The sequence below is a fragment of the Paraburkholderia sp. BR10141 genome, assembly GCF_056155635.1.
The window spans coordinates 1-25,502 of the sequence record NZ_JBMIQH010000001.1; the positions used below are offsets into that span (position 1 = coordinate 1).

At 63.6% G+C, this 25,502-nt stretch carries 25 protein-coding genes and 1 pseudogene; 18 read left to right on the forward strand and 8 right to left on the reverse strand.

Annotated elements, in window-relative coordinates:
• Positions 1-583: 583 nt before the first annotated feature.
• Genes ACOJB8_RS00005 through ACOJB8_RS00015 form a run of 3 tightly spaced genes read right to left on the reverse strand, consistent with a single transcriptional unit; the run spans position 584 to position 4,004 of the window.
• Positions 584-1,486 (reverse strand): plasmid partitioning protein RepB C-terminal domain-containing protein, encoded by a 903-nt coding sequence (locus ACOJB8_RS00005; protein WP_475010426.1) that lies wholly within the window; start codon positions 1,484-1,486, stop codon positions 584-586.
• Entirely contained in the window at positions 1,483-2,385 is a 903-nt protein-coding gene (locus ACOJB8_RS00010; protein ID WP_475010427.1) for a ParB/RepB/Spo0J family partition protein, read from the reverse strand. The genes ACOJB8_RS00005 and ACOJB8_RS00010 overlap by 4 nt, the downstream gene beginning before the upstream one ends.
• Positions 2,382-4,004: a recombinase family protein gene (locus tag ACOJB8_RS00015; protein ID WP_475010428.1), complete on the reverse strand. Its 1,623-nt coding sequence runs from the start codon at positions 4,002-4,004 to the stop codon at positions 2,382-2,384. The genes ACOJB8_RS00010 and ACOJB8_RS00015 overlap by 4 nt, the downstream gene beginning before the upstream one ends.
• A 69-nt stretch (positions 4,005-4,073) precedes the next feature.
• On the opposite strand from ACOJB8_RS00015, the gene ACOJB8_RS00020 reads away from it, so the two are divergent.
• Positions 4,074-4,427 carry a hypothetical protein gene (locus tag ACOJB8_RS00020; RefSeq protein ID WP_475010429.1) on the forward strand — a complete coding sequence of 118 codons (354 nt, stop codon included), beginning with the start codon at positions 4,074-4,076 and terminating at the stop codon, positions 4,425-4,427.
• 14 nt (positions 4,428-4,441) lie between these two features.
• Here the strand turns inward: ACOJB8_RS00020 and ACOJB8_RS00025 are convergent, their stop codons facing one another.
• On the reverse strand, positions 4,442-4,603 hold the full coding sequence (locus ACOJB8_RS00025; RefSeq protein WP_475010430.1) for a hypothetical protein: 162 nt from the start codon (positions 4,601-4,603) through the stop codon (positions 4,442-4,444).
• 101 nt (positions 4,604-4,704) lie between these two features.
• On the opposite strand from ACOJB8_RS00025, the gene ACOJB8_RS00030 reads away from it, so the two are divergent.
• The 8 genes from ACOJB8_RS00030 (at position 4,705) to ACOJB8_RS00065 (ending at position 12,670) form a co-directional block, all read left to right on the forward strand.
• A complete protein-coding gene (locus ACOJB8_RS00030; protein ID WP_475010431.1) occupies positions 4,705-5,142 on the forward strand; it encodes an SET domain-containing protein in 438 nt (145 codons plus the stop codon).
• Positions 5,143-5,623: 481 nt separating this feature from the next.
• Entirely contained in the window at positions 5,624-6,583 is a 960-nt protein-coding gene (locus ACOJB8_RS00035; RefSeq protein ID WP_475010432.1) for a DNA-binding protein, read from the forward strand.
• Positions 6,580-8,106, forward strand: a complete 1,527-nt coding sequence (locus ACOJB8_RS00040; protein ID WP_475010433.1) for a tyrosine-type recombinase/integrase — start codon at positions 6,580-6,582, stop codon at positions 8,104-8,106. The genes ACOJB8_RS00035 and ACOJB8_RS00040 overlap by 4 nt, the downstream gene beginning before the upstream one ends.
• Before the next feature lie 327 nt (positions 8,107-8,433).
• Entirely contained in the window at positions 8,434-9,324 is an 891-nt protein-coding gene (locus ACOJB8_RS00045; RefSeq protein WP_475010434.1) for a sce7726 family protein, read from the forward strand.
• Between the two features lie 7 nt (positions 9,325-9,331).
• Entirely contained in the window at positions 9,332-10,267 is a 936-nt protein-coding gene (locus ACOJB8_RS00050; protein ID WP_475010435.1) for a sce7725 family protein, read from the forward strand.
• An 84-nt stretch (positions 10,268-10,351) separates the two neighbouring features.
• Positions 10,352-11,014 (forward strand): hypothetical protein, encoded by a 663-nt coding sequence (locus tag ACOJB8_RS00055; RefSeq protein ID WP_475010436.1) that lies wholly within the window; start codon positions 10,352-10,354, stop codon positions 11,012-11,014.
• A complete protein-coding gene (locus tag ACOJB8_RS00060; protein WP_475010437.1) occupies positions 11,004-11,294 on the forward strand; it encodes an RES family NAD+ phosphorylase in 291 nt (96 codons plus the stop codon). Before ACOJB8_RS00055 ends, ACOJB8_RS00060 begins: the two co-directional genes overlap by 11 nt.
• A 971-nt stretch (positions 11,295-12,265) precedes the next feature.
• Positions 12,266-12,670: a reverse transcriptase N-terminal domain-containing protein gene (locus ACOJB8_RS00065; RefSeq protein ID WP_475010438.1), complete on the forward strand. Its 405-nt coding sequence runs from the start codon at positions 12,266-12,268 to the stop codon at positions 12,668-12,670.
• Between the two features lie 640 nt (positions 12,671-13,310).
• On the opposite strand, the gene ACOJB8_RS00070 is transcribed toward ACOJB8_RS00065, so the two are convergent.
• Complete coding sequence (locus ACOJB8_RS00070; protein ID WP_475010439.1) at positions 13,311-13,535, reverse strand: hypothetical protein; 225 nt, start codon at positions 13,533-13,535, stop codon at positions 13,311-13,313.
• Positions 13,536-13,589: 54 nt separating this feature from the next.
• Between ACOJB8_RS00070 and ACOJB8_RS00075 the strand changes: the two genes are divergently transcribed.
• From ACOJB8_RS00075 to ACOJB8_RS00090, 4 genes and pseudogenes are all read left to right on the forward strand, one after another.
• A complete protein-coding gene (locus tag ACOJB8_RS00075; RefSeq protein ID WP_069261793.1) occupies positions 13,590-13,913 on the forward strand; it encodes an ArsR/SmtB family transcription factor in 324 nt (107 codons plus the stop codon).
• 100 nt (positions 13,914-14,013) lie between these two features.
• On the forward strand, positions 14,014-15,075 hold the full coding sequence (locus ACOJB8_RS00080; protein WP_069261792.1) for an alkene reductase: 1,062 nt from the start codon (positions 14,014-14,016) through the stop codon (positions 15,073-15,075).
• 269 nt (positions 15,076-15,344) lie between these two features.
• Entirely contained in the window at positions 15,345-15,545 is a 201-nt protein-coding gene (locus ACOJB8_RS00085; RefSeq protein WP_028202533.1) for a DUF3562 domain-containing protein, read from the forward strand.
• A gap of 264 nt (positions 15,546-15,809) precedes the next feature.
• A pseudogene (locus ACOJB8_RS00090) lies at positions 15,810-16,040 on the forward strand (DUF2866 domain-containing protein); the annotation flags it as partial.
• 189 nt (positions 16,041-16,229) lie between these two features.
• Here ACOJB8_RS00090 and dapA read toward each other — a convergent pair.
• The gene (gene dapA, locus ACOJB8_RS00095) at positions 16,230-17,084 is read right to left on the reverse strand and encodes a 4-hydroxy-tetrahydrodipicolinate synthase (protein ID WP_475010440.1); all 855 of its coding nucleotides are present in this window, start codon (positions 17,082-17,084) and stop codon (positions 16,230-16,232) included.
• Positions 17,085-17,221: 137 nt separating this feature from the next.
• Positions 17,222-17,347: a hypothetical protein gene (locus tag ACOJB8_RS00100; RefSeq protein WP_475010441.1), complete on the reverse strand. Its 126-nt coding sequence runs from the start codon at positions 17,345-17,347 to the stop codon at positions 17,222-17,224.
• A 189-nt stretch (positions 17,348-17,536) separates the two neighbouring features.
• Between ACOJB8_RS00100 and ACOJB8_RS00105 the strand changes: the two genes are divergently transcribed.
• A complete protein-coding gene (locus ACOJB8_RS00105) occupies positions 17,537-18,832 on the forward strand; it encodes an aspartate carbamoyltransferase (protein WP_069261789.1) in 1,296 nt (431 codons plus the stop codon).
• 74 nt (positions 18,833-18,906) lie between these two features.
• Here the strand turns inward: ACOJB8_RS00105 and ACOJB8_RS00110 are convergent, their stop codons facing one another.
• The gene (locus ACOJB8_RS00110) at positions 18,907-19,986 is read right to left on the reverse strand and encodes a zinc-binding dehydrogenase (protein ID WP_475010442.1); all 1,080 of its coding nucleotides are present in this window, start codon (positions 19,984-19,986) and stop codon (positions 18,907-18,909) included.
• Positions 19,987-20,049: 63 nt separating this feature from the next.
• Here ACOJB8_RS00110 and ACOJB8_RS00115 point away from each other — a divergent pair, with 63 nt between their 5' ends.
• The 4 genes from ACOJB8_RS00115 (at position 20,050) to ACOJB8_RS00130 (ending at position 25,500) form a co-directional block, all read left to right on the forward strand.
• The gene (locus ACOJB8_RS00115; RefSeq protein WP_475010443.1) at positions 20,050-21,018 is read left to right on the forward strand and encodes a LysR family transcriptional regulator; all 969 of its coding nucleotides are present in this window, start codon (positions 20,050-20,052) and stop codon (positions 21,016-21,018) included.
• Between the two features lie 504 nt (positions 21,019-21,522).
• Positions 21,523-22,239 carry a (2Fe-2S)-binding protein gene (locus ACOJB8_RS00120; protein ID WP_342946679.1) on the forward strand — a complete coding sequence of 239 codons (717 nt, stop codon included), beginning with the start codon at positions 21,523-21,525 and terminating at the stop codon, positions 22,237-22,239.
• Between the two features lie 16 nt (positions 22,240-22,255).
• Entirely contained in the window at positions 22,256-23,272 is a 1,017-nt protein-coding gene (locus tag ACOJB8_RS00125) for an FAD binding domain-containing protein (protein WP_475010444.1), read from the forward strand.
• Positions 23,269-25,500: a xanthine dehydrogenase family protein molybdopterin-binding subunit gene (locus tag ACOJB8_RS00130; RefSeq protein ID WP_475010445.1), complete on the forward strand. Its 2,232-nt coding sequence runs from the start codon at positions 23,269-23,271 to the stop codon at positions 25,498-25,500. Before ACOJB8_RS00125 ends, ACOJB8_RS00130 begins: the two co-directional genes overlap by 4 nt.
• The last annotated feature ends 2 nt before the right edge of the window (positions 25,501-25,502 follow it).

Sequence of the window (25,502 nt, forward strand, 5' to 3'; positions counted from 1 at the left end):
GAAGGCGACCTTGCCGACCCGGACGTGAAGCGGGTGCTGGAGCTGCTTCGGAACGCTTCAACCTCGCCGGTGCGCGAACGGGTTTGATCCACGCGTGCAATTTGTCGAAGCCCACGAAATTCGCGTGGCACGACCAGCTTTCCTTGCAATCTAGGCACACTTTAGTTGAGTGAGCGATGGTTGAAGTTTTCTCCAGAAACCGCCTCATAACCCACCTGTTGCGATAAGTCTTCTTGTATTGACGGTGATCTATGCGCCCTTGCTTGTCGCGCTCGCCGACGTTGCATTCGGCGAACATGTCACGCGCAGGGCTATGGCAGCGGCGGAACCTCAGGGCTAGTCAGTGGCCGTTCATTGGCCGAACCAGACGACCAGATGTCTCAGTAGAGACACAGGTGAATGTCTTTGCGTGGCCGAGAGCACCGTTTCGACGAGTCCCCATAGACCGAACGTTGAAATCGTCGAAGGCAGCTTTTGGGCTTGCCCTGAACGAGTAAAGTCAGCCATCGTGCGGCGTTGGTAGACGTACGCACGTTGCCATTTGAGTGACTCACTTTCGCGCGAAAAGAGACATCACGCAGAATCACGCGGCCGCGACAATCTGCTGCCTATCGAGAGCGATCGTTGCAACTAGCGCCTCGAACTCTGCCAGGAGGTCCGGATGATTTTGACGCAGGTACTGCCTTGCTGGCTTGTTCTTCAGCACCTTGTCCAGATATCCCTTGGCCAGGACGAGGTGCAGGACGTCTTGCCCGTAGGTCTGCTCGACCAGTTTGTATTGTGTCTGCAGATTGCTCATCTCCCGCTCCATCCTGACTGCCTGCTGCGCACTAATTCCTTGCATCCTTTTTGGCTTTAGCCCATCAACCAGTGCGCTTGCGGGCGTGGCGACCAGAAGCGCCTCAGCGTATCGATGCGTCAACTTGTTTGCCGCTATCATCAACTCGACACACTCGACCTGTCGCATGGGCTTCATCCGCCTGAGCGCGCGCGCAAAGGCTGGAGAGAACTGCCGGTTTGCCAGGAGTTCCGTCGCTTCCTTGCACAGCCCGTCGAGAATCGAAAGTTTCTGCTGAACTGTGGCGACGTCCATTGCGAGTGCCTTTGCGACCCGTTCCGGCGGTGAGCCTCGGGCAATCACACGTTGAATCATGTAGTGTTCCTGGATCGTCGAGACTCCATTTCGTCTGTTGTTGTACGTATATGTCTCGTCGTCGGTAGCAATCAAGCATTCAGCCTCATTTTTTCCAATACCCTTCAAGGCGAGAGCACGGAGATGTCCGTCCAAAATAACGTACTGCCCCACTGCCTTGTCAGCCGGCATCACCGACAGGGGCTCAATGAGTCCTACCTCTCTGATAGACGACTCGATCCTCCTGAATTTTCCAGTTCCGCAAATGTTCGCGGGATATCTCCGTGATGGCAGCAAGCAGTCTAGCGACACAGACAGAGGCTCTGGGATGAAAGCCAACGTCACGCCTGTCATATTGCACCCCCACTGGACCAGACGCGATCCGCCAGGTATCTTGGCAATGTCGCCAGGTCCTCGGCGCGAAGCAGATTCACGAAGTTTTCGTCAGACAGCAACTGACGTAGTGCGCTCACAATGAATATCAGCCGCTGCTGCGTGAATTCCGCTTTCCGGATCATGGCTTTCTGACGCTCAACTTCATTCTGGTACGCGCGTACCAGGCTTGATGCGGTCACGTCTACGCTCTTCTTCGAAGTTCCACGTTTGTCCGTTCGACCAAGAATCCTTCTACGCTCAATGACACGTCTAGCTTCCAGCAACGGCCGTCCTCGTAACCGCCCCGATTCATAGGCATCCTGAAGCGCCGATTCGATTGCCGTATCGTCGTCGCCGGCACCGGCAATCGCGAGGGCTGCACTCAACGGGATGCGGCCTATCTCCACGGCGACGAGCAGTCGCTCCTCGCCATGGCGAAAAAGGTGCAGGATTCCCTGTATGTAATCCTGTGTCAGCCCGGTTTTCTCCGAAATCGCGTGTGAGGAATACCCCTGCTCGTACAGTCGCCGTATCCCTCCCAGTCGTTCAAGTGGACGGGGCGAGCGGCGGGCAATGTTCTCGACCAAACTCATGATGAACGCGTCTTCGTCATTCACATCGACGATCAGCGCAGGAATGACGGTTTCCCCCAGTCGCTGATATGCCCTGATACGACCTTCGCCGCATACAAGCAGATATTTCTCTGTACCGTCGCGGGTTGCGCGAGGGGTCACCTTGATCGGTTTTTTGAGGCCGATGGCTCGGATGTTGTCGACGATTTCTTCGAAGACACGACTGTCGCGCTCCCTTGAGTTGATGATTTCAATACTGTCGATCGGGATCATTCGGATCGCGCTCTTTCCCCGCACGCCATTCATGCCGCTCTCCTGAGGCGTGCCCGCTCAGCCATCCCGTAGAGGTAGTCCAGCGTGTCGAAGCGATAGCTCTCAAATTCGATCGGGTTATGCTCGGCGAGGTGAATGCGCGGCTGGGTAAAATCGAGACGGGGCAACAGGTAGTAGTCGAGCAACGCGCTATTGCCCGAGTTGAGCCTCGCAGCGACCGTAATATCAGGCAACAGGCTGGTATCGAATCTCACCTTCCAGTGATTTCGCCCACTTTCATGAGATTGGCAACGAGCGAGCGCAATAGAAACCGTGAATTCATCGTTCACGTTCAGTATGTCAGTGCCCGGATCCCGGGCCACTGCACCGCCAAGGTCGGCGATAGCCCGCTCCGTATCTGCCACAACCTGTGGATGAAGTTGTCGAAGAAATCTGTTCGCCTCAATGTATTGATAGTCACGGCCGGGTGTGAATCCAACCGTCTGGTAAGCTCGTATCAGGCTTCCGAATCGATAGGCATAGACGGCTGATGACGGCATCCCCTCCGTTTCATCTATCACGACGCCGGACAGAAAACCGCGATTGCGATACAGGTTACGAAGCCGATCGATCAACTCATCATTTGTGTAACGGCGGGCCCGAGCCCGTATGATGCCCTGCGCGGTATAGAACACTTCACTTGAAATAACCGGCTGAAATGCGCCGTCTTTTCTGACCCATATTCCGGGCGGGTTATTGACGCGTAGCCGTTTGAGTTTAAACGAAATCCGGTTGTACACGTTATTGCCGATGTACTTTTCGTTCGTCAGCACTTCCCTTATGCTCGAACGCGACCACTCGCGATCGAAGCTGGTTCGGACATTCATCGCATTGAGGCGTGCGGCGATTTCTCGCTCGCTCAAGGATTCGTCGATAAACCAGCTATAGATCAGACTGACAATACGTATCTCGCTTTCGGGACCGGGCACAAGGATCACGCGTTCGGTTTGCAAACTCTTGCGATCGCCGCGATGCAGTTCACGTTGCAGTACGCCGCTCTGGTCCACCAACTGGCGGCGTAACCCATAGCCGGCACATCCTCCCTGCCGGAAACCGAGCTCAATCAATCGACATTGTCCAGCAAAGACTTTTGCTGACAGTTCCCGGCTATACTCACCGGCCATCGCACGTTTGACCCCTTTGACGATAGTGGAAATCGGCGAGCCATCATTGTCGAATTGCTCTGCGCAATACGCGACCTCGATACCGGACCGCCGGCATATGTATTCGTAGTACGCACTTTCATCGGCATCCTGGAAGCGCCCCCAGCGGCTTACGTCGTACACCAGGATGACCTGAAAATCCGCTCGACGGTTCTCAACATCCGAGATGAGCTTTTGCAGGGCTGGACGACCATCGATACTCAATCCACTTCGCCCTTCGTCGGCATACGTACGAACGATCTGTAACCCGCGGCGGGTGGCGTACTCAAGAATCCTGTCACGCTGGTTTTGGGTCGAATACTGTTGATGCTCTGTCGACATACGCACGTAGGCAGCCGCGCGACCGCGGCTGCTCTGAACTCCGGGGGGCGAATCCTGCGTCTGGGCTATTCGATCCACATCAAGCTCCCGTGAATCGCGAACGGTACCCGGCCTGAGTTCCCTGTCCATGAAAACCAGGGGCTCCGACGGCACCATTGCGCACCTCATTCAGGAAATATAGTTACGGAGGCACGAAAAATGTTGCCGACGACACGCAACAGTTTGCGTCAAGGGGCCTGCCAGATTCACACCGAATATCCTCGTGTGATTGCGACGGCGTTGAAGGAAGAACTTGGAGATTCGCGCCGCGCGATCAAAACGCTAACGCGGTGGACCGGAGCCAGTGAGAGGACCGTGCAAAACTGGCTGTCTGCGGTGCGCGGCCCGAGCGGGCCGCACATGATTGCGCTTGCGCAGCATTCAAGCGCAGTACACAACGCCTACCTCATCATGGCGGGAAGAAGTGCCGATCCGACGGCTGAGATTGGCGCAACGGTCCTGCTTCTGCGCGAAGCGTTGGTGCTGTTGACGTCCGGCCGCCAGAATGGGTGAGTAGGGAAGTTCCCTCAGGTTGCAAACAGACCAAGGTTGGTGCGCCGCGCCAACCTCGCGAAGGTGCGTGAACTGCTGCACATCGCGGCAGTGGTCAGCACCTCCTCCGAAGAGACTGCCGTCGAACCTCGGCCGGCCTTCATCGGCCGGCACTGCGGCGTACCGATGGTCATCATCGATATCCTCGCGCGGTCCGCGCCGATTCGCGCGCCGCCTGTCCCACCAGGGACATTTTTCGCGGCCTATACTTCGCGTCCTTTCCCTCTCGCCGGTACCCATGAAACGCGTCACTGTCAGGCAATCCATCATCCATGGAAAGGGCGTATTCGCATTGCGGCCGCTGGTGGCCGGCGAACGCATCTTCGAATACAAGGGATTCGTGACAACCTGGAAGGAAGCTGCGCGGTTCCACAGGTGGCGCGGGGAAGCAGGCCACACGTTCCTGTTCGGGCTCTCCGATGGCCGGGTGATTGACGGTGCGCGGGGCGGCAACGGGGCGCGCTGGCTGAACCATGCCTGCGTGGCGAACTGCGAGGCGATCGAGGAAGGTGAGCGCGTCTTTATTGACGCTGCGAGGGACATCGCGCCCGGCGAAGAGCTGCTCATCGACTACGCGCTGGAGGTCGCGCCCGGAACCGACCAGGCGACGCTCGATGGGTATGCCTGTCACTGCGGCAACCATCATTGCCGCGGAACCATGCTCAACCTTGCTTGAGGCGTCCCCGCCTTGTCGCCCGGCCACGCGTCATCCGGCGCTCCGCCACGGGGCCGCCGATCGTGGCGCGCGTTGATCGCGCCGGCAGGATGCTGACCTGGCCGGGCCGGCATCCAGCCGCGCCGTTCACCGGACGTCCGGCATGTGGACCAGGCAACGCGTTGGCGGCCAGCGTCGCGGCAGGCGCCCGGCAACCTGATGTCTGCGAACACCGTCAAGTCTGCCAGGTGGCAAGCGCAGGCGTGCCGCTGAAGTCAGGCACGTGAAGGCTGGGGATGGCCGTGATAATCAGGTTTATCGCGGCACGTGTGCTTTTAACTGTGCCGAATCGGGTTGTCTTGCGTCAGGTCTGTGCGTTATCTATTCTGGAAATCCCGCCTGGCGCTTCGCGCGGCCGGCCTTTCCCGACCTCCCCGCCTCGCGCCGGCGCTGGCTGCCCGTCTGCTGCCCGCTTGCTCCTCCTCTGCTGCCGGAGGCCCCCATGGCCCGACCCGCCGCCGTCACCCCCGACGCCATCCGCGCCACTGTCCTCGCCCTGCTCGCCGAGGCGGGCGACCCCGCCCCTGCGTCCGACGCCCGGTTCCGCAAGATCGTCTCGGTGCGCAAACTCCGGGCGCGGCTGGGTGCCGGCGACCCCGCCACACTCTCGCGGCACCTGAACGCCATCGAGGCGGAAATTGTGCAGGCGGGACTCGCCGGCTTCGCGGTACCGGACGTCCCGGTTGAGATCGCCACCCAGATGCGCGCGCTGTGGGAAGCAGCCGTGGCCACGCAGCTCGCCGACGTGATGCAGCTGCGGCAGCAGGCCGAAGCAGTCAAGGCAACGGCGGATGCCGCGCGACACGAGGCCGAGCTGCGCACGGAGCTGTTCCGCGCGGAACTGGCCGACCTGCGCGGGCAGCTCTCGGCGCGTGACGACGAGCTGCTTGGCCTGCGGCTCGAAGGCCGGGCGCTGCAGGAGCGCGCCCAGGCGCTGGAATCCACCTGCACCCAGCTGCGGACACGGCTGACCGCCACGGAGACGGCCACCGCCGACGCGGTGCGTGGGCATGAGAGTGAACTTGCCGCCGAGCGGGCGCGCTACGAGGGGCTGTCGAAGCAGCTGCTGCGGGAAACCGCGCACCAGCGCGAAATGTTCCAGACGGAACGGCAGCGGCTCGAGGCGGAACTGGCGCGCGCGGGCGAGCGGCTCGCGGCCCTCGAGTCGCTGCGCGAACGGATCCTGACGGAACTCGCGGACGAACGCAACGCGCGGCAGCAGGCCGCCGCGGAAGCGACGGCGCTGGCCACCGTGGTGGAACAGCAGCGCCAGACCCTGGCACTGGTTGGGGCCGCGACGGCGCGAAAGCCCCCTGCCGGTGCGCGCCGGCCGGCCCGCAGCGCGGCCCGCTCGGCCGGAGCAATCAAGGCGGCCACCGGCACTTCGAGGAAAGCGCGATGAAGCCGTCCAGTCCGCCCGGGCCGTCCCACCCGTCCCATTCGTCTCATGCGTCCCGCTGGCTCGACACCGGCTGCCGGCCGCCGCAGCGGCTGCCGGAGGCGACCGACGCGGCAATTGAATACATCGCACACGCCCTCGGGCACCCGGTCTATGTGCGCTGGACGCTCACGGCACTCAAGCGGGGCTGCCCGTCGCTCGCCGACGCGAAGCATGAGCACCCTGCCGTGTTTGCGCTGCTGCTTGACCATGACGCCGTGATCGAGTACTGGGAACGCGGGCGCCTGCGCGTCCAGCCTGAAGCAGCGGCGCCCTCTGCAGACACGGTGCTGGAACGGGTGCTGCGCCATCACGGCCGGCGGTTCCGCCTGGCGCCCAATGACGATGCGCCCGACACTTCACTCGCGGTTCGGCACGAAGTGGCCGAAGACGGTGCGCTCTTGGCCACCGGAGTCGAGCCCGCATGGCTTGCGCGCGCCGGGCGCTTCGCGAATGCGGCGGCACTGACCAACACCCTCGGTGTGGCCGATGACGCGCAGGCGGTGCGGCTGTTCCTGCGCGAGCGGGCCTCGCACTCGCCGCACACGCTGCGTGCCTACGTGACGGAACTGCGGCGGCTCGCCGCCTGGTGCACGCGCGAACGTCTGGGCCCGTTTTCCGATCTCACACGCCAGGACCTGATGGCGTACCGCGACGTCCTGCAGGCCGCCCGTGCCGGTGCCGATGGGAACGCGCGACGCCCGGCGCCGGCGTCGGTCTCCCGCGCGCTCGCCGTGATCTCGAGCCTCTATGCCTGGTGGCACCGCACAGGGTATCTCAGCATCAATCCGGCCGAGGGACTCGCCGCCGGACGTCGCGCGCGCATGACGTGGACGCCGGTGCGGTTCCTGTCCGCCGCCGCGCTCGCGCACTGCGATGCGGTCGCGGCCGGCGATGCGCCAGACGACGTGCCTTCAACAAGCTGGGCCCGGCGCCGCGCCATCTGGACGCTGTACCGCTTTGCCGGTATCCGGCTCGCCGAACTGGTGTGGCATGAGGAACGCATGCTGCCGCGCTTCGAGGTGGACGAGGCCAGGCAGTGGACCCTGCACGTCAGCGGCAAGGGCAACAAGGTGCGTGCGGTTCCCCTGCCCTCGGCCTGCCTGCCCGCGCTGCGCGCCTACCGGCGGCTGCGCGGACTGCCCGACGATCCGCCACCGGGAGAACAGTTACCGCTCATCCACAGCGAACGTGGCCGCGCGCTGGGGCCGAGCGGCCTCTACGACGAGGTGCGGGCGGTGTTTGCACTGGGGGCGGCACGACTGCCGTTAGAAGAAAGCGCCATGCGCGCGGCGCTGGAAGCCGCGTCGACGCACTGGCTGCGGCACGGCTATGCGCGCACCCTGGTGGTCGATCATCGCGTGCCGCTGCCGGTCGCCCAGGCGCTGCTCGGGCACGCCTCGGTGCAGACGACGGCGGCCTATGCGAGGACCGACGGCACGCAGCTCAGGGAGTTTGTGGAGGGGAGTTTTCCGAAGGTTGAATAAGCTTAGCGCGCGCGGCCACACGTCGGCACGGCACAGGCGCCAGACGCCGTGATCAAGCCGTTATCCACCCGCTGCATGCATTCCCGTCGCCAGGATCATGGCCACCGCAGGACGTTCCGATGGCGATGCAAGAGCGCAGTAAATGGCGTGGCGCGCGCCCCGCGGTCCGGTCGCAGCCCCCGCATGCCTCTGATTGCCGCTCGCGGCAGCGCCGTTAACTATCGGCGTAAAATCACAGTCTTACGCGAGTAATGGCTTAGAATCCCCACGGGACGATGGAGTCAAGAATAAATCCCGCAAGGGATACGATACCGGCCTGGGAGAATCATGTTATTGAACGCAACACAGCTGTCGGCGCTCTCGCGCCTGTTTTCCTCCAGCGTGTTTCGTGAGATGGCGCGCAAGGGCCGCTCCGCCCTGTTTGCCCAGCTGTTTGCCCAGTCCGGTCTGCCCGAAAAGAAAGGCGCGGATGTCCGGACCGTCAGCGCTGCGTTCGATATGGCCTTCTCGGTGCTGCGCCGCGCGGGTATCCGCGATGAATATGTGTACCGAGCCGCGCTCACGCACAATATCCTGCTTGGCACGCACTCCCTGAGTACGGCCAGCATGCTCACGGAATTCCGCGCGGGTTCCTGCAAGGCGGATCTCGCCATCCTCAACGGGACGGGGACCGTCTACGAAATCAAGTCGGACCGTGATTCACTCGCGCGGCTCGCCAATCAGATCGAAAACTATCGCAGGGTCTTTGCGAAGGTCTATGTGATCGCCGGCGAAGCTCACGTGCAGGGTGTGATGGACAGCACGCCGGAGGAAGTCGGCGTGCTCAGTCTCGCGCGCTGGGATAGGATATCTACCGTACGTGAAGCCGTTGCGCGCGCCGATCTCGTGTGCCCGGTAACTGTCTTCGAGTCGCTGAGGGTGGCCGAGGCGCGGGCAATCCTGAAAAACCTTCAGGTGCCGATCCCCGATGTGCCGAACACGCTGCTGTGGGCCAGCATGCGTGAACTGTTCGCCACGCTCGCACCGGCTGACGTACATGAGCAGATGGTTTGCACATTAAAGAAAACGCGCAATCTGGCGTCACTGGGTTCGCTGGTAGAGCAGTTGCCGATGTCGCTCCAGCCAGCAGCGCTGTCCATTCAGGTACGTCGCGCGGATCATGAACGCCTGGTTGAAGCGGTCCATACCCCGCTCGATGAGGCAATGACCTGGGCATAACAAAAATATGTACTACCCCTATTTCCGAGGGAAGCAGTTCGAACTGCTGGCCATCCGCGAGACCGCGCCACTCCTTGCCCTATCGGGTTTTGTACCCATCATCGAGCCGGTAAAGGGATCATTGAGCGGCCTTGAAAAAGCCATCAAGGCAGTCTGCTCCGCAGAGGGCAAGGCGATCATCATCGTGAACCCCAATTTCGGGGATCACGCCGGCAATGGTGCGGACATCAGTGAGTTGCTCAGCGAGCAGTGTGAGGAAGAAGCCGGCATTGCCGCCGGAATCCTGCTCACGGCCGACACGAGCGTCGACGACGCACTGGCGCTCCATGATGAACACCAGGTGCACCAACCTGTGTTTGTCCACGCCGGCTTCGGCGAGCCCCAGGCCCTGGCCGAGAAGCTCGGCAAGGATCTCGCCACCACGACGCATGTTTTCATCGAGGAGCATTGCCGCAAGCTCTACCGGAAGCATTTCGAGCATAGTCTGCGGATACTGCTGCGCGATGGATTCAAGCGACGCAAGAATGCCGATTATCCGCCCGTCGAAATCTTTTCCGATCTGCACGCGGCCTATGAGGAAGAAGGCGTGAACGGCTTCGGGGACTTTCTGACGGTGGGAGACGACTACAGCGAAGGCGGTGGACCGGCTTATGCCGTGGCCATTCACCTGACCTACATCGATGGCGGGAAGGACGATACGATGTACGTCTATCATTTCCTCTCGACGACGAACAATACCCCGACCGACCCGGCAGGCAAATTCGGTCAGGCGCTGGAAAAGCTAGTCGCCCGGCTCGATTCAGGAAACCCCCACCTGTTCGAAAGCAGCGCTATTGGCGAATTCCGGGATCTCCACGCGAAAGGGCATTTCCCCGGTCTCGGCTATGTGAAGAAACTATCGATGAAACATCACGTCGAGACGCTCGCCCACTACCTCTCCTGAACCCAACCATGACTGCACGGTGCTACCCCGAGTGCTTCGGGGACCGCGGTCTGCGCACGCACATTATCCCCTTCACGCAATCCCGTGAAGGGACGATGCGACTTCTGCGGAACAGAAGACGTCGATCTCGTTGAACCCGGACAGCTTGCCGGCGAGTTCGAAATGCTCGTGAACGTGTACGAGCCGGATGTCGCCGGCAGGCCGCTGACCGACTGGATGAAGGAGGACTGGCGGCTTTTCTCGCATCCCCGGATGGATGCCACCCATGCCGGGGCACTGCTGGGTGAGATCCTCGACAATCACGAGATTGTCCGGCGAACATTCTCGCCGTCACCGGCCTACCGGAGCGAGGGACTCGCGCGCTGGGAAACGCTCAGGGACGAACTGCTTCACAAGAACCGCTATTTTCTCGATGGAACGCTGGATACGCATCGGCTGCGGGAACTCCTTGCCCACCTGCTGACCGATCCGCTTCAGGAGGTCTGGTATCGGGCGCAGATCAGCAACGGCGACGCGGCGTTCGCGATCGAGGACATGGGCGCACCACCGCAACGCTACGCGACGCATGGGCGCGCCAATCCTGTGGACATTCCGTATCTCTACCTGGGATCCCTCCAGGAAACCGCGGCGGCCGAGGTGCATCCCATACGGGCGAAGTGGCCTGTGTGGCCGAATTCCGGGTACCCCCCTCACCGCCGTCGACCAGCGCGATCTCCGCCGTTTCGTCTCACCCTTCGTGCTGGATGAAGCCAGCGCCATCGGGCAACTGCGTGCCGACATTCCCTTTCCGGAGCGGCTGGGTGAGGAGCTGACACGGCCGGTCCTGCCGCGAAGCGCGGCCATCGATTACATCCCGAGCCAGTATCTGTGCGAGTTCATCAAGAAGAGCGGCTTTGACGGCGTGGTCTTTCGCAGCTCAGTCAGCAGCGGCATGAATCTCGCCCTTTTTGATCCGGCCAAGGCTCAGGGGGTGTCCGTGCGCCGCTATAGCATCACCCGCGTTTCCGTTGACGTTGCACCCGTCTGAGCACGACCTGCCAGCATCGTTGCGCGCACATGACACCCAGATTGGAGCCGTAGCACACGACCGTGAACGCACCCGATCGCGCCGTTCATCGCACGGGTCGCGCAATCTGTATCCGCAGGCAAAACGCCAGACAGGTTCGCGTCAGATGCGCGCGGGCCAGACCTTACGTGCCCGCCAAACAAGAGCGCGCGCGTTGCCCCGATCAGGCCTCGTCGTCTGCGCCACCCCTGTGGCGTCACTCGGATGAGGCGGCCTGCACGGGACAATTACATGCGTAGTGGAGATAACCAGAAGATGGATGAAAGAAGGCGCGACAGCATCGTGGCCTATCTGCAGCGCAGAATGGCCGAATTCGATATGTGCGACGTGACGTCGCGTAGTTCGTGGTTTTACCGCTGACGTTCGGCGGGAGCAAAACCGGGCGTTCCGTCGCCCGTAGCCTATCGGGGCATGCGGGACTGGCAACGGTCTCGTGTGAAGCCTCCGAAACAATGTAGCCCGGCGCAAGCCGTACCTAGATCGCGAGATCGATGTTCCTCTGCGAGTGTCAACGCGGAGGGGGCGCTAGGCTGGATGGCAAGGTTAAGGCACCTGAACTGCTGATAAACACCGTCATTCGGAACGGGCCAAAGACACTGATAGGCCAGCCCCAAAAAGGGACCGTGGCGGGTCTGCTCGCTATTTCATCGGGCAGCACGGACACCATCGCCACCGGTGGAGAGGCAGAACCTAAACCATCCGTGCGAACTACGCGGAACTCGGTAAGCCCGTATCGCCGCCCATGCTGTCGGGGCAGGCCAACCGCAAGGAAGGCTGTTGGCGGTGCGGGTAGAGGATGACGGAGAAAGCGAACGGCTGCCTGTAATGGGCAGCATAGCGGTTGCAACATCACCGCATGCGAAAGCAGGCCCACTTCCGTTTGGTCTTTCGTCACGAGAGAGTTTGATCAACCTTCAAAGGAGGAGAAGCAGATGACGGTGCAGCAGCAAGGCACTGGTGCGTCCTCCGATCGAGCGACGCACTGGCACAGCATCGACTGGGCCGGGTGTTATCGCGAGATCCGAAGGCTCCAGGCGCGTATCGTGAAGGCAACGCAGGAAGGCCGCTGGGGCAAGGTAAAAGCCTTGCAATGGCTGCTAACCCACTCGTTCAGCGGCAAGGCACTCGCCGTCAGACGGGTGACTGAGAATCAGGGCAGACGGACGCCGGGAGTGGACGGCATTACATGGTCCTCCCCGAAGTCCAGGCTCAAAGCAGTGCTGTCGCTCAAACGGCGCGGCTATCGGCCGCGTACTTCGACACCAACTAGGTCTTCGACGCTTTTCACATCGCCCCCGCGATTTCGCCTTTTGATTTATGAATTGATTTGCTGCTGAGGCGATCATCAAAAACCGCGATCTCCTCACCATGGCCCTTTTCGCTACACGCTGGAATCGTAGCAGAACCAGACGCCTCAACATGTGACCGCACCCCATATAACGATTCCCACACGCTCTGCCCGGAACCCTCGCGAAGTTCGATGAGAGAGGTTCAAGTTGTCGATTATCGATACGACCCTATTTTTAGGGCGGGCTAGTGGTGCGGTAGATTCACTCTTCACAATTGCGCCCACGCCGGTTCGTTCCGCGTGCACGCGGGCTCCCGCAACGATGATCGCCCGCTTTAGACACGATCTGAGGCTCTGCCGCAAGCACCTTCATCGGAACCTTCCTCGTATCCAAGACCGCTCGAACCTGCGTAGACAAGGTTTTCCAAGGGCAGGCGGCGGCGACCCGCCTGCCCAACGGCATACCTGTACGCCAGCAAAGGGCGAGCACTTCTCCATGACATACCCTCGGCGCTAGAGACAAAAGTACCGTCCGGATCGAGCACAGATTGCGGCAGCGCTCGAGTATCACCGCGACGCTCTCACACGCTGCGCCGCACCCGACCCAAACCGCAAGCCGAAAATCGAAAGCAAAATGAAATGATTCAACAAACCTGTACTGCGCGTGGCGAGTGCGAACTTATATTTAGTTATCCGAACATCAAGCGGAACACTCTATCGCTTTTTCCAGCAGTTTCAGATGCTCCCAATGCCGCATAAGCAATGGACAAAATCTCAATATAAACATATGCATAATGAAAAATCCCACTATGCGGACGAAGATGTGTTCTTTTTTGATTGTCTTGAGCGTCTCCACGAAAGTGCGGACTTTTTTGTATGTCGATAACGGACAACCCTATTGAAATCAGTGCCATCGCCCATATCGTAGAAATCCGATATATGATTCGGACAGTTACGATGCAGCCTCGATGAAGAATTCCCCTACCACTCCCGCTCTAGACGTCGACGCGATCTGCAAGGCGCTCTCCAATCCGGTGCGCCGCGAGATTCTTGCGTGCCTGCGCGAGCCGCAGGTGCACTTTGGCGACCAGGAGCTGCCGCTCGAAAACGGCGTTTGCGCGGGCAAGATCGACGCGCATTGCGAGCTTTCGCAATCGACGGTGTCCGCGCATCTGGCCGTTTTGCAGAAGGCGGGACTCGTCACGTCCAAACGCGTGGGGCAGTGGGTGTTCTTCAAGCGCAACGAGCCGGTCATCGAGGCGTTTATCGCACATATGAACGCGCAGTTGTGATGCTTCAGCGACGAAACATCTGCTGAATACGCATCGTCCGTTTCGATTCCTGTATCGCTTTTCAGCCCGCGGGCCGCGCCCGCAGACAAGGTGACCCTACATGGCAACGCTTTTCGACCCCATCCAGATCGGCGACCTCACGCTGCCGAACCGCATCATCATGGCCCCGCTCACGCGTCAACGCGCCGGTGAAGTGCGCGTGCCCAACGAACTCATGGCGAAGTACTACGCCGAACGCGCCACCGCCGGCCTCATCATCAGCGAGGCGACCTCGGTGACGCCGCAAGGCGTCGGCTATGCCGAAACGCCGGGCATCTGGTCGCAGGAGCAAGTGGAAGGCTGGAAGATCGTGACCGATGCGGTGCATGCCGCGGGCGGCCGCATCTTCTTGCAACTGTGGCACGTCGGTCGCGTGTCCGACCCTGTGTTCCTGAACGGCGAACTGCCGGTGGCGCCCAGCGCCATTGCGCCGCAAGGCAACGTGAGCCTCGTGCGTCCGCAACGCGGCTTCGTCACGCCGCGCGCGCTCGCAACCGAAGAGATCGCCGGCGTGATCGCCGCGTTCCGCCAGGGCGCGATCAACGCGAAAGCGGCCGGTTTCGACGGCGTGGAAATTCACGGCGCGAACGGCTACCTGCTCGACCAGTTCCTGCAGGACACCACCAACCAGCGCACGGACGCCTATGGCGGCTCGATCGAAAATCGCGCGCGCCTGCTGCTCGAAATCACCGACGCGTGTATCGATGTGTGGGGCGCGGATCGCGTAGGCATGCACATCGCACCGCGCGGCGACGCTCACACGATGGGCGATTCGAATCCGGCGGCGACGTTCGGGTATGTGGCGCGCGAGCTCGGCAAGCGCAAGATCGCGTTCCTGTTCGCGCGCGAATCGCTTGGCGACAACCGTCTCGGGCCGCAGCTGAAGGCCGAATTCGGCGGTCCGTTCATCGCGAACGAAAAGTTCTCGCTTGAATCGGCGCAAGCGGTGCTCGCGGCAGGCGAAGCCGACGCGGTCGCGTGGGGTCAGCTCTTCATCGCCAACCCCGACCTGCCGCGCCGTTTCGAATTGAACGCGCCGCTCAACGCGCCGAATCCGTCGACGTATTACGCGCGCGGCGAAACGGGCTATACGGACTACCCGTCGCTCGAAACCGCGGCGTAAGGTGACATAAGCGGAACGCGTGCGGCCCATGGCCGCATGCCATCAGGCGGCCACGGCGCAGACATTCTGTCTCGCCGTGGTCGTTTTTGCGCTGGAAGCCCCGAAAATACAGGGCTCGCGCAAGCGAGCGTCAATGCTCAGACAGTTCACGCTTGTGATGCGCGTATGGCGGTTTTGCGCGATAGGTGGATTCAATTGGTATCCCGCGCCCGGATGTCCTTGAATTGAAACCCGCCTGCCAACCCCACGTCGCTGACCGGAGCCAAGTCATGCCGAAGACCGCCGATGCTTCCGAGATCGTCCATACCATCGCCGAAGAAACCAATACGCCGGAGGAAACGGTCGCGCGCATCTACGCCGACACGCTCAATGAATATCGAGCGCAAGCGCGCATCCAGGACTATCTGCCGCTTTTCGCCGCCCGCAAGACGCGTGCGACGCTGCGGCAAAATGGCACGAAGCCGCACTAATCGCCGTCTGTCAGCTTGTCTTTGCGCCGGCCACACGCAGGCCGGCCGCTCCACCGCCCAGCATTTTTCTGGCTGGTGCGCGCCCTCATAGGGCTCGCACCGCTGCCGCCATCGGCCGTGCCGGTCACACTCGGGCTGCCGGCGCCCAAGCCCCTCTCTTAAGGTTGGTTTAATTCTTTGCTGCAAACATAGGCTCAACCCCTGTTGAGCCGCCGGAACATCGGCGGCGTTTTTTTGCGCGGCAAGCTTAGGAGGAGCGAGGTCATGGTTGAAGACGATGTACTAGTGCACCTGCAGTCCCTGCTGCGCGACGGCGCCGCTTCGACGGTCGCGTCGTGCCGGGTGTCCACGCCGCTCCAGCATCCGTGGGGCCGCGCTTACCGGCTCGTCGAATGGACAACGCCGCTCGATGACAGCGCCCGCCGTCAGGTCGTGCCCGCCGAGAGCACGGCGCTCGATATCGCCCGCCTCGTTGCGCAGCACGTGCCCGGCCGCCGCATTCTGCTGAACGGCGAACCCGCTGCAGTCGAACGCCCTCGCTCGCGCCGCCGCCGCGCGTCCAGCGCCGCGAACGCACGCGCGGCGCGCTAGACGCGCCGCTTCCGGGCGGCGCACAAGAACCGGCGCACGCCGCACCTGCCCCAGCATCCCATCCCACCACGCACCCTTTCCGCACGGGCAGCGTCAAACCACGAGGCGCGCCAGCGACGCCTCCAGCTCATCGCTCACACGCGTCATCGGCGCGCGCAGTTCATTGCGGATACGCCCGCACGCAGCGAGCCCCGCCTTCACCGGGCCCGGATTCGGCTCCGCGAACGCCGCACGCACGAGCGGCACGAGTGTGTGCCAGATCGCGCGCGCATCGGCGAGACGCCCTTCCTGCAACGCGCGCGCCATCCCCACGAAACGCTCCGGCCGCCAATGCGCCGACGCCGCAATTGCCCCGCTCGCGCCCGCGCACATCGCGCCGAACATGTCGATGTCCTCGCCGCAGAGCACCTGCAAACGGCCGTCGAGAATCAGCGCGAGCGTCTTGTCGAGCGAGCCGCCGCAGTCCTTCACCGCGACGATGCGCTCGTGCGCCGCGAGTTCGAGCAGGCTCGGCAACTCGATGCGCACGCCCGTGCGCGCGGGAATGTCGTAGACGATCAGGGGCTTGCGGCTTGCATCGGCGAGCGCCGCGAAGTGGCCGATCACACCCGCCTGCGATGGGCGGATGTAGTAAGGCGCGGCCGCCAGCACGCCCGCGACGGGCTGCTCGTTGAGCGCCGCGATCCGCTCGCAGACGGCCGCCGTGTGATTGCCGCTCACGCCCGCCACGACCGGCAGGCCGCCCGCCGACGCCAGCACGGTGGCGAGCACGTCGTCCGCTTCCGCGTCGCTCAGCGCGGCGGGTTCGCCGGTCGTGCCGAGCGCGACGAAGCCGGCCACCCCGGCCTCGACGTAGTGGCGCACGAGCGCGTCGAGCGACGCATGATCGACTGCACCGGCGTTGAACGGCGTGATGAGCGGAATCCAGATACCCGAAAACTCAGACATGACTTTCCCTTGAACTCGACCGTATGGAAGGTCCGTTCAGCGGTGCGCAGGAGGGAAGCAAGCCGTGAGTGAGGCGGAAGGCAGGGCGCCTTCGACTGGCTATTCCGTCGCACATCTGACGGAACAGCAGACTCCGGTCAGATGAGCGGCTGTTTTTTGGCTTTGGCTTTCACCCACACCGAAGTGGCCTGCGCGAGCGACGACACCGCGCGCGGGGCGGCGGTGAGATTCGGCAGGTCGTGGCGGAGCGGGTTACGTAGCATGTCGCGCAGTTTAACCCGAGATCGCGCAGTTGCGGGCGGGTGCCAGCAAGCGGCGGGCTGCGCGAGCGGTACGGTCTCACGCGCGCAGAACGGTTTCTCGAGCGCTCCTCCGACAAAAGAACTTGACTTCTCACACCACCGAACTAATATACGCACCGCGTACATTAACCAGAAATCACGGGTGCCAGCATGAGCGTTCCGCAACAAGCCTTCCTCCGTGACGCCATGCGGCGTCTGAACATGACCCGCGACGCATTTGCGAGCCGCATCGGCGTGTCGCGTCGTGCGCTCGACACGTGGCTGCTGCCCGAGGAGTCGCAGGAATCGCGCGCCATGCCGGAGATCGTCGAGCGCTTCGTTTCGGAAATCGTCGGCAACGGCGAGCCGCGCGAAGACTATACGCAAAGCGTAGACTCGGCGCGCTCGCTCGCGAGCCAGATGCAGTTCGAGGGCAAGCCGCAACTGCTCTCCGTCGACCAGTTCTCGCGCGACTCCGTCGAGGCCCTGTTCCGCGTGGCCGACATCATGCAGCCCATCGCGCGCCGCCGGAAAATCTCGCGCGTGCTCGAAGGCGCGGTGCTCGGCAACCTGTTCTTCGAAGCCAGCACGCGTACGCGCGTGAGCTTTGGCGCCGCGTTCTGCCGCCTGGGCGGTTCGGTGTGCGACACGACCGGCTTCACGTTCTCCTCGATGGCCAAGGGCGAATCGATCTACGACACGAGCCGCGTGATGGCCGGCTACGTGGATGCGATGGTGATTCGGCATCCTGATCAAGGCTCGGTGGCCGAATTCGCGCGCGCCGTGAATATCCCCGTGATCAATGGCGGCGACGGTCCCGGCGAGCACCCGAGCCAGGCACTGCTCGATCTCTACACGATCCAGCGCGAGTTCTCGCGTCTGGGCAAGATCGTCGACGGCGCGCATATCGCGCTCGTGGGCGACCTCAAGTACGGCCGCACGGTGCACTCGCTCGTGAAGCTGCTCGCGCTGTATCGCGGCATCAAGTTCACGCTCATTTCGCCGCCGCAGCTCGAAATGCCGGCGTACATCGTCGACAAGATTTCGACCAACGGCCACGTCGTCGAGCAGACGCACGACCTGCGCGCGGGTCTGCGCGGTGCGGATGTGGTGTACGCCACCCGCATCCAGAAGGAGCGCTTCGCCGACGAGTCGTTCGAAGGCTACACGCCCGAATTCCAGATCAACCAGGCAACGATGGACGAGTGCTGCAGCGCTGAAACGCTCGTGATGCACCCGCTGCCGCGCGATAGCCGCCCGGGCGCCAACGATCTCTCGACCGATCTGAACCACGATCCGCGCCTCGCGATCTTCCGCCAGACCGACAACGGCATTCCGGTGCGCATGGCGATCTTCGCGGTGCTGCTGGGCGTGGAAAATCTCGTGCAGCACTCGATGCGCGACGCTGTCTGGCGTCCGCCTGCCTATCTCGGCCCGGACGACGCCGTGTTCCACGGCATCGACTGAACCTCGCTGCACTCGCAACGTCATCGGCCCGCAAGCGTCAATCGCGCTTGCGGGCCGATTTGTTTATGGCGCGCTCAAGCGCCTTGCGAGGTGCAGACCGTCACGCAGGTCAGCCCTTCCGCCTTTTCCGCCGCGTCGATCGCGGTCTCCAGCGCATCGAACGGGTGACGTTGGACTTCGATCGCATCGAGCGGCAGTTGCCCGGACTGCACGAGCGCGATCAGCGCACGGTAGTCCGCACCGCTGTACATGAAGTGGCCCATCAACTCCCAGTTGTTGATGAGCATCTCGCCATACTTGATCGGCAGATCCACCTCCATGCTGCCCATCAGCACCATGCGGCCGTTGCGGCGCAGGCTGCGCAGCGCAGCGAGCGTAGCGCCCGGGTCGGTGGCGTGGCCCACCATGTCGAAGGCGAGATCGGCGCCGCCGTTCGCGGCCGCACGGATGGCCTCCACGTCGCGCGCCATCTCACCGCTGAGCGCGACGGTGACCACACGCCCGCCGCCGAGCTTCGCGAGCGGCGCCAGCGCCGCCGCGCGCCGTCCGAGCGCCACCACACGGCCTGCGCCGAGTGCGAGCGCATCGAGCACGGCCGCCGAGCCGAACGCGCCGGCCGCGCCGTTCACCACCACGGTTTCGCCTGCCGCGAGCCGGCCGCGCCGCAGGCCGCCGAACGGCACCACGAGCTTGCCGAGCGCCGCGAGCTGCGCCGAAGGAACATGATCGAGGCCATCGAGCGGAAATACCGTCGAGGCCGGAAACTCAACGGCCTCGCGCAGCGTGCCGTGCGGATAATCGCGGAGCATCGGCCCGCTGTCCGGGCTGATCGCCGTGAGCCCGAGCAGCGCATGGGCGGGCTCGCGCAGCGCTTCGTCGGCGATCCAGTAGGGGCTCAGCGCGACGCGCTGGCCGACGCGATAGCCGTACACGCCTTCACCGACCGCTAGCACCCGACCGATGCCATTGGTCCCCGGCGAAAACGGCCCCTGCGGGTAGCCGTAGGGCAGCTTGCCCTGCACGTACTGGCGCGTATAGCTCAGGAGCGGCACGGCCTCCACGCCTACCAGCAACGCGCCGCGGCGCGGTTCGGGTTGCGGCACGTCGCGCAGCGCGAGCGGCTGGCCGGGTTGATCGAGCATCCAGGCTTTCATGGCTTCTCCTAATGGAAGGGTGTTCATCGGACGGATTGAACTCTAGGCGAGCGAGACGTATTCTTGAAATCAATTGCCGACATTCCACCCATCACCGTGATTGATCTCTCCGGTATCGACCTCAACCTGCTCGTATCACTCGACGCCCTGCTCGCCGAGTTGAACGTGACGCACGCCGCCGCGCGCTTGAATCTCACGCAGCCGGCTGTTTCGGCGCAGCTTGCCCGGCTGCGCCAACTCTTCGACGATCCGCTGCTCCTTCCCGCCGCCAATGGCCGCGGCATGACCCCCACGGCGCGCGCGCTCGAACTGATGGAGCCGCTGCATGCGGCGCTCAAGACGCTCGAAACGGTGGTGCGCCGCGAGAGCGCCTTCGATCCGTTCACGGGCACGCGGCGCTTCGTGGTCGCCGCGAGCGACCAGTGCGTGGCCGTGCTCGGCCTGCCGCTGATGATCGCGTGGCCGCGCCTGGCTGGGCCCGGCCTGCAACTGGCGTTCATCGCGATTGAATCCGGCTCGCTCGCCGAGCGCTTCGAGCGCGGCGAAATCGATTTGCTGCTCGGCTCCGCGCAACAGGTGCCGCCAACACTCAAGGCCAGAAAGCTCTACGACGAACACTTCGTCGTGGCGCAGCGCAAAGGGCACCCGCGCGGCGCAGCCCCGTTCGACCTGGACAGCTATTGCGCGCTCGAGCACGTGCTCGTTTCGACCAGCGGCGCGAGCTTCTTCGGCTTCATGGACGAACATCTCGAAGCGCTCGGCCGACACCGCCGCGTGGCGCACTCAGTACAGCACTTCACGCTCGTGCCCGAGGTGCTCACTCGCACAGATTACGTGGCAACGCTGCCTTATCGGCTCGCCGCACGCTACCAGGACCGCGTGGATCTGTTCGCGCTGCCGTTCGAGGCACGCGGCTTTTCGATGCATGCGGCATGGCACCCACGCAATCACGCCGATCCGGCGCTCGTGTGGCTGCGCGAGGCCGTGGCTGCGCTGAGCACCGCCGGCATGGTTAGCGATCCTCTCGATTGACTCGTGCGCAATTCCTCAGTCGATCGATAAGGCGAATGTCTGCAAGCGCACCGCCGCTGCGGTCTACGGCGTGTCGGAAGGACTCCGTACCATTGTGGTCGAGCGTGAAGCACCAGATAGCCAGGCCGACACCTCAACTTTCAGGAAGACCGCGCATAGCGTAGGCGTTGCGCGGAACGACTCGTCGCGCAATCATCTTTCAATACCCTTTTCCCGCCTGCGGCATTGCATTTCTGTCCATGGCGCCAGCTTCGCGCCGGAATGGCGCCAGCCATGCGACAGCGTTGCGCCATCAAGCAATATGCAGCGAAAAATTCACGCGTAAGCGCTTTACTTTCGTGTTCGAGAAGTGCACTTTGCAGTTCTGCAGTGCCCGGTCGAGCCACCGCGGCATCGGAATTGCTGCACGAAAGAGGCGCGCCGCTGCGCGACGAAGCCCCCGCGCGGCCAGCGCTTGAAGTCCCGGTTTATGTACTGTCTTCATCCTGGAGTCCGCAGATCGCCATGTCCAACGAACGTCCCCTCGATGCGCCGTGCGATTGCGACGACGCCTCCCAAGTTTCCCCCTCCCGCGCGCCCGCCGACGTCACCCGCCGCCGCTTCCTGCAATCGGCGGCCGCCGCTGCCGCGTTGAGCGCGACGCCTCATCTGCATGCACAGAATGCGCCGCCTGCCACCGCCCCAACCGAAGCGCCGCCGCCCGCGCCCGCGCAACCGGTCAGGCTCGACATCAACGGCCGCGCCTACACGCTGCATATCGAACCGCGCGTCACGCTGCTCGATGCGCTGCGCGACTACGCGGGACTCACCGGCACGAAGAAGGGCTGCGATCGCGGCCAGTGCGGCGCTTGCACGGTGCTCGTCGAAGGACGGCGCATCAACAGTTGCCTCACGCTCGCGGTAATGCACGAAGGCCAGCGCATCACCACGGTCGAAGGGCTCGCGGGCGTGGCCACGCTCAGTCCCGTGCAGCGTGCGTTTATCGAGCACGACGCCTTCCAGTGCGGCTTCTGTACGCCAGGCCAATTGTGTTCGGCCACGGCATGCCTGAGCGAATTCGCGGCAGGCGCAGCGAGCGCCGCTACGCCCGACGTGCGCACGCGCCCCGCCCAACTGAGCGATGCCGAAATACGCGAGCGCATGAGCGGCAACATCTGCCGCTGCGGCGCCTATGTCAACATCGTGGCCGCCGTGCGCGACGCGCACACGGCCGGCGCCTGAGCACGGAGGCACACAAATGGATGCCATCTCGTACCAGCGCGCCGCCGATGTGAACGGCGCGATTGCCGCCGCGCAGCGTCCCGGTGCGGCGTTCATCGGCGGCGGCACGAATCTGCTCGATCTCATGAAAGGCGGCATCGCGCATCCGGTGACGCTCATCGATATCACGCGCATCGAGGCGCTCGATCAAGTTCAAACGCTGCCCAACGGCGGCCTGCGCATCGGCGCGCTCGTGAGCAACAGCGACGCGGCCAATCACACGCTCGTGCGCACGCGTTACCCGCTGCTCTCGCAGGCGCTGCTCGCCGGCGCGTCGCCGCAGCTGCGCAACATGGCCACCGTGGGCGGCAATCTCATGCAACGCACACGCTGCCCGTACTTTTACGACACCGCGTTCACCCAATGCAACAAGCGTGCACCGGGCAGCGGCTGCGCAGCGATCGGCGGCTTCAATCGCATGCATGCGATCCTCGGCGCAAGCGCGCAATGCGTGGCCGTCAATCCGTCCGATATGAGCGTTGCGCTCGCGGCGCTCGACGCCACCGTGCAAGTGAGCGGACCGGGCGGCGCACGCACCATCCCGTTCGCCTCGTTTCATCGCCTGCCCGGCGACAGGCCCGATCTCGACACGACACTTCAATCAGGTGAACTGATTACCTCGGTCGACCTGCCGCCGCCGTTGTTCAGCGAGCACGCGCACTACCTCAAGATCCGCGACCGTGCGAGCTATGCGTTCGCGCTCGTCTCGGTCGCGAGCGCGCTGCAACTCGACGGCCACCGCATCCGCGCGGCGCACATCGCGCTGGGCGGCGTGGCGCACCGACCGTGGCGCGCGAGCGTGGCGGAACAGCATCTCGCCGGAAAGACGCTCAGCGCGTCGACGCTACGCGAGGCCGCCGCGGCGGAACTCGCGCAGGCGAAGCCGCTGAGCGGCAATGCGTTCAAGGTCGGACTCGCGCAACGCGCGATCATCCGCTCGACGCTGCTCGCCGCCACCGGCACGCAAGCCGACAACACCGGAGATTTCGCATGAGCACGCTGACCGGACAACCGATGGACCGCATCGACGGCATGCTCAAGGTCACGGGCGGCGCCCTCTACGCGAGCGATTTCCCCGAAACGCGGCTCGCCCATGCCGTGCTCGTGACCAGCACGATTGCGAGCGGCACGATCACGTCGATCGACTCGAGCCGCGCGCAGTCCATGCCCGGCGTGCTGCTCGTCATGACGTACCAGAGCGCGATGCGGCTGCCCAACGGCGGGCGCTCGCCGCTCAAACCACCAGCGGGACGGCACCTCACGCTGCTACAGGACAACGTCGTGCGCTACAGCAACGAGCCCGTTGCAGTCGTGGTTGCCGACACGCTGGAACACGCCACCGATGCCGCGCGTCACGTCGACATCGCCTACGCGCCGACGCAGGCCACGCTCGACTTCAATCGCGCGAAAGGCGACGCGCACGCGCCGCCCAGCCCAATGGGGCGCCCGGTCGAATCGACGCGCGGCAACGTCGAAGCCGGGTTGCATGAAGGCGCGGTGCGCTTCGATGCCGTCTACACCACGCCCACGCAATTCCATAACCCGATGGAGCCGCACGCGACGATGGCGCACTGGGACGGCCCGGATCTCACGCTCTACGACGCCACCCAAGGCGTGAACGGCGCGCGCGACGCGGTGGCGGCCGTGTTCGGCATCGCGCCGGACAACGTGCGCGTGATTTCGCCGTTCCTCGGCGGCGGCTTCGGCTGCAAGGGTTCGTCGTGGTCGCACGTGAGCCTGTGCTCAATGGCCGCGAAGCAGACGGGACGCCCCGTGAGGCTCGCGCTCGCGCGGCCGCAGATGTTCGGCCCCGTCGGCTCGCGCCCGCACACGGAGCAGCATCTGTCGCTCGCCGCGCGCCCGGACGGCACGCTCACGGGCCTGCGCCACGACACGCTGGCCCACACGTCCACCTTCGAAGACTGGCTCGAGATGTGCGGCCTCGTCACGCGCGTGATGTACGCGGTGCCCAATTGCAGCACGAGCCATCGTGTCGTACCCCTGAATGTCGGCACACCGACCTTCATGCGCGCGCCCGGTGAAACCACCGGCTCGTTCGCGCTCGAATCGGCCATGGACGAGCTGGCGTGGCAACTGAAAATGGACCCGGTTGCGCTGCGCCTGAAGAACTACGCGGAAAGCGAGCCGCAGGACGGCAAGCCGTGGTCGTCGAAAGCGCTGCGCCAGTGTTACGAGGCGGGCGCTCAACGCTTCGACTGGTCACGGCGCATCGCCACGCCGCGCGCCATGCGCAACGGCAACACGCTCATCGGCCTCGGCATGGCGAGCGCGACCTATCCCGCGAACCGCAGCGAAGCCGCCGCCGTGGCGCGCATCCTGCCCGACGGCAACGCCATAGTCGCGTCGGGCACCCAGGACATCGGCACCGGCACCTACACGGTGATGACCCAGGTGGCCGCCGACGCGCTGGGCTTCCCGCCCAACCGCATCCGCTTCGCGCTGGGCGATTCGACCTTGCCGATCGCGCCCGTTTCGGGCGGCTCGCAGTCGGCGGCGAGTGTCTCGCCCGCCGTGCAGGCCGCGTGCATGGCCGTACGCGACAGGCTCATTGCGCTCGCGCGCGCCGATCGCGGCTCGCCCGTCTACGGACTCGCTGCCGACGACGTGACCGTGCAGGACGGCTGGGTCGTAAGCCGCAGCGACAGCTCGCGACGCGACCCGGCCGCCGCCGTCATCGCACGCGCGGGCGGCCAGCCGCTCGAGGCGCAGGCCGCGACGAAGCCAGGCGCGGAGAAGCAGCAGTATGCGTTTCACTCATTCGGCGCGGTGTTCGCCGAAGTGCACGTCGATGCCGATACCGGCACGATGCGCGTGGCGCACATGGTCGGCGCGTACGACGTGGGACGCGTGCTCAACGAAAAAACGGCACACAGCCAGTTGATGGGCGGCATGGTATGGGGCGTGGGCACGGCCCTGCACGAAGAGGGCCTCTTCGACACGCGCATGGGCCGCATTGCGAACAACAATCTCGCGGAATATCACGTGCCCGTGAACGCGGACATCGGCGAGCTGGACGTGCTGTTCGTCGGCGAACCCGATCTGCGCTTCAATCCGCTTGGCGTGCGCGGCATCGGCGAGATCGGCATTACCGGCGTGCCGGCGGCGATTGCGAATGCCGTGTATCACGCCACGGGCGTGCGCGTACGCGATTTGCCGATCACGCTCGACAAGGTCGTTCCACAGATGAATTCGCTTGCGTGACA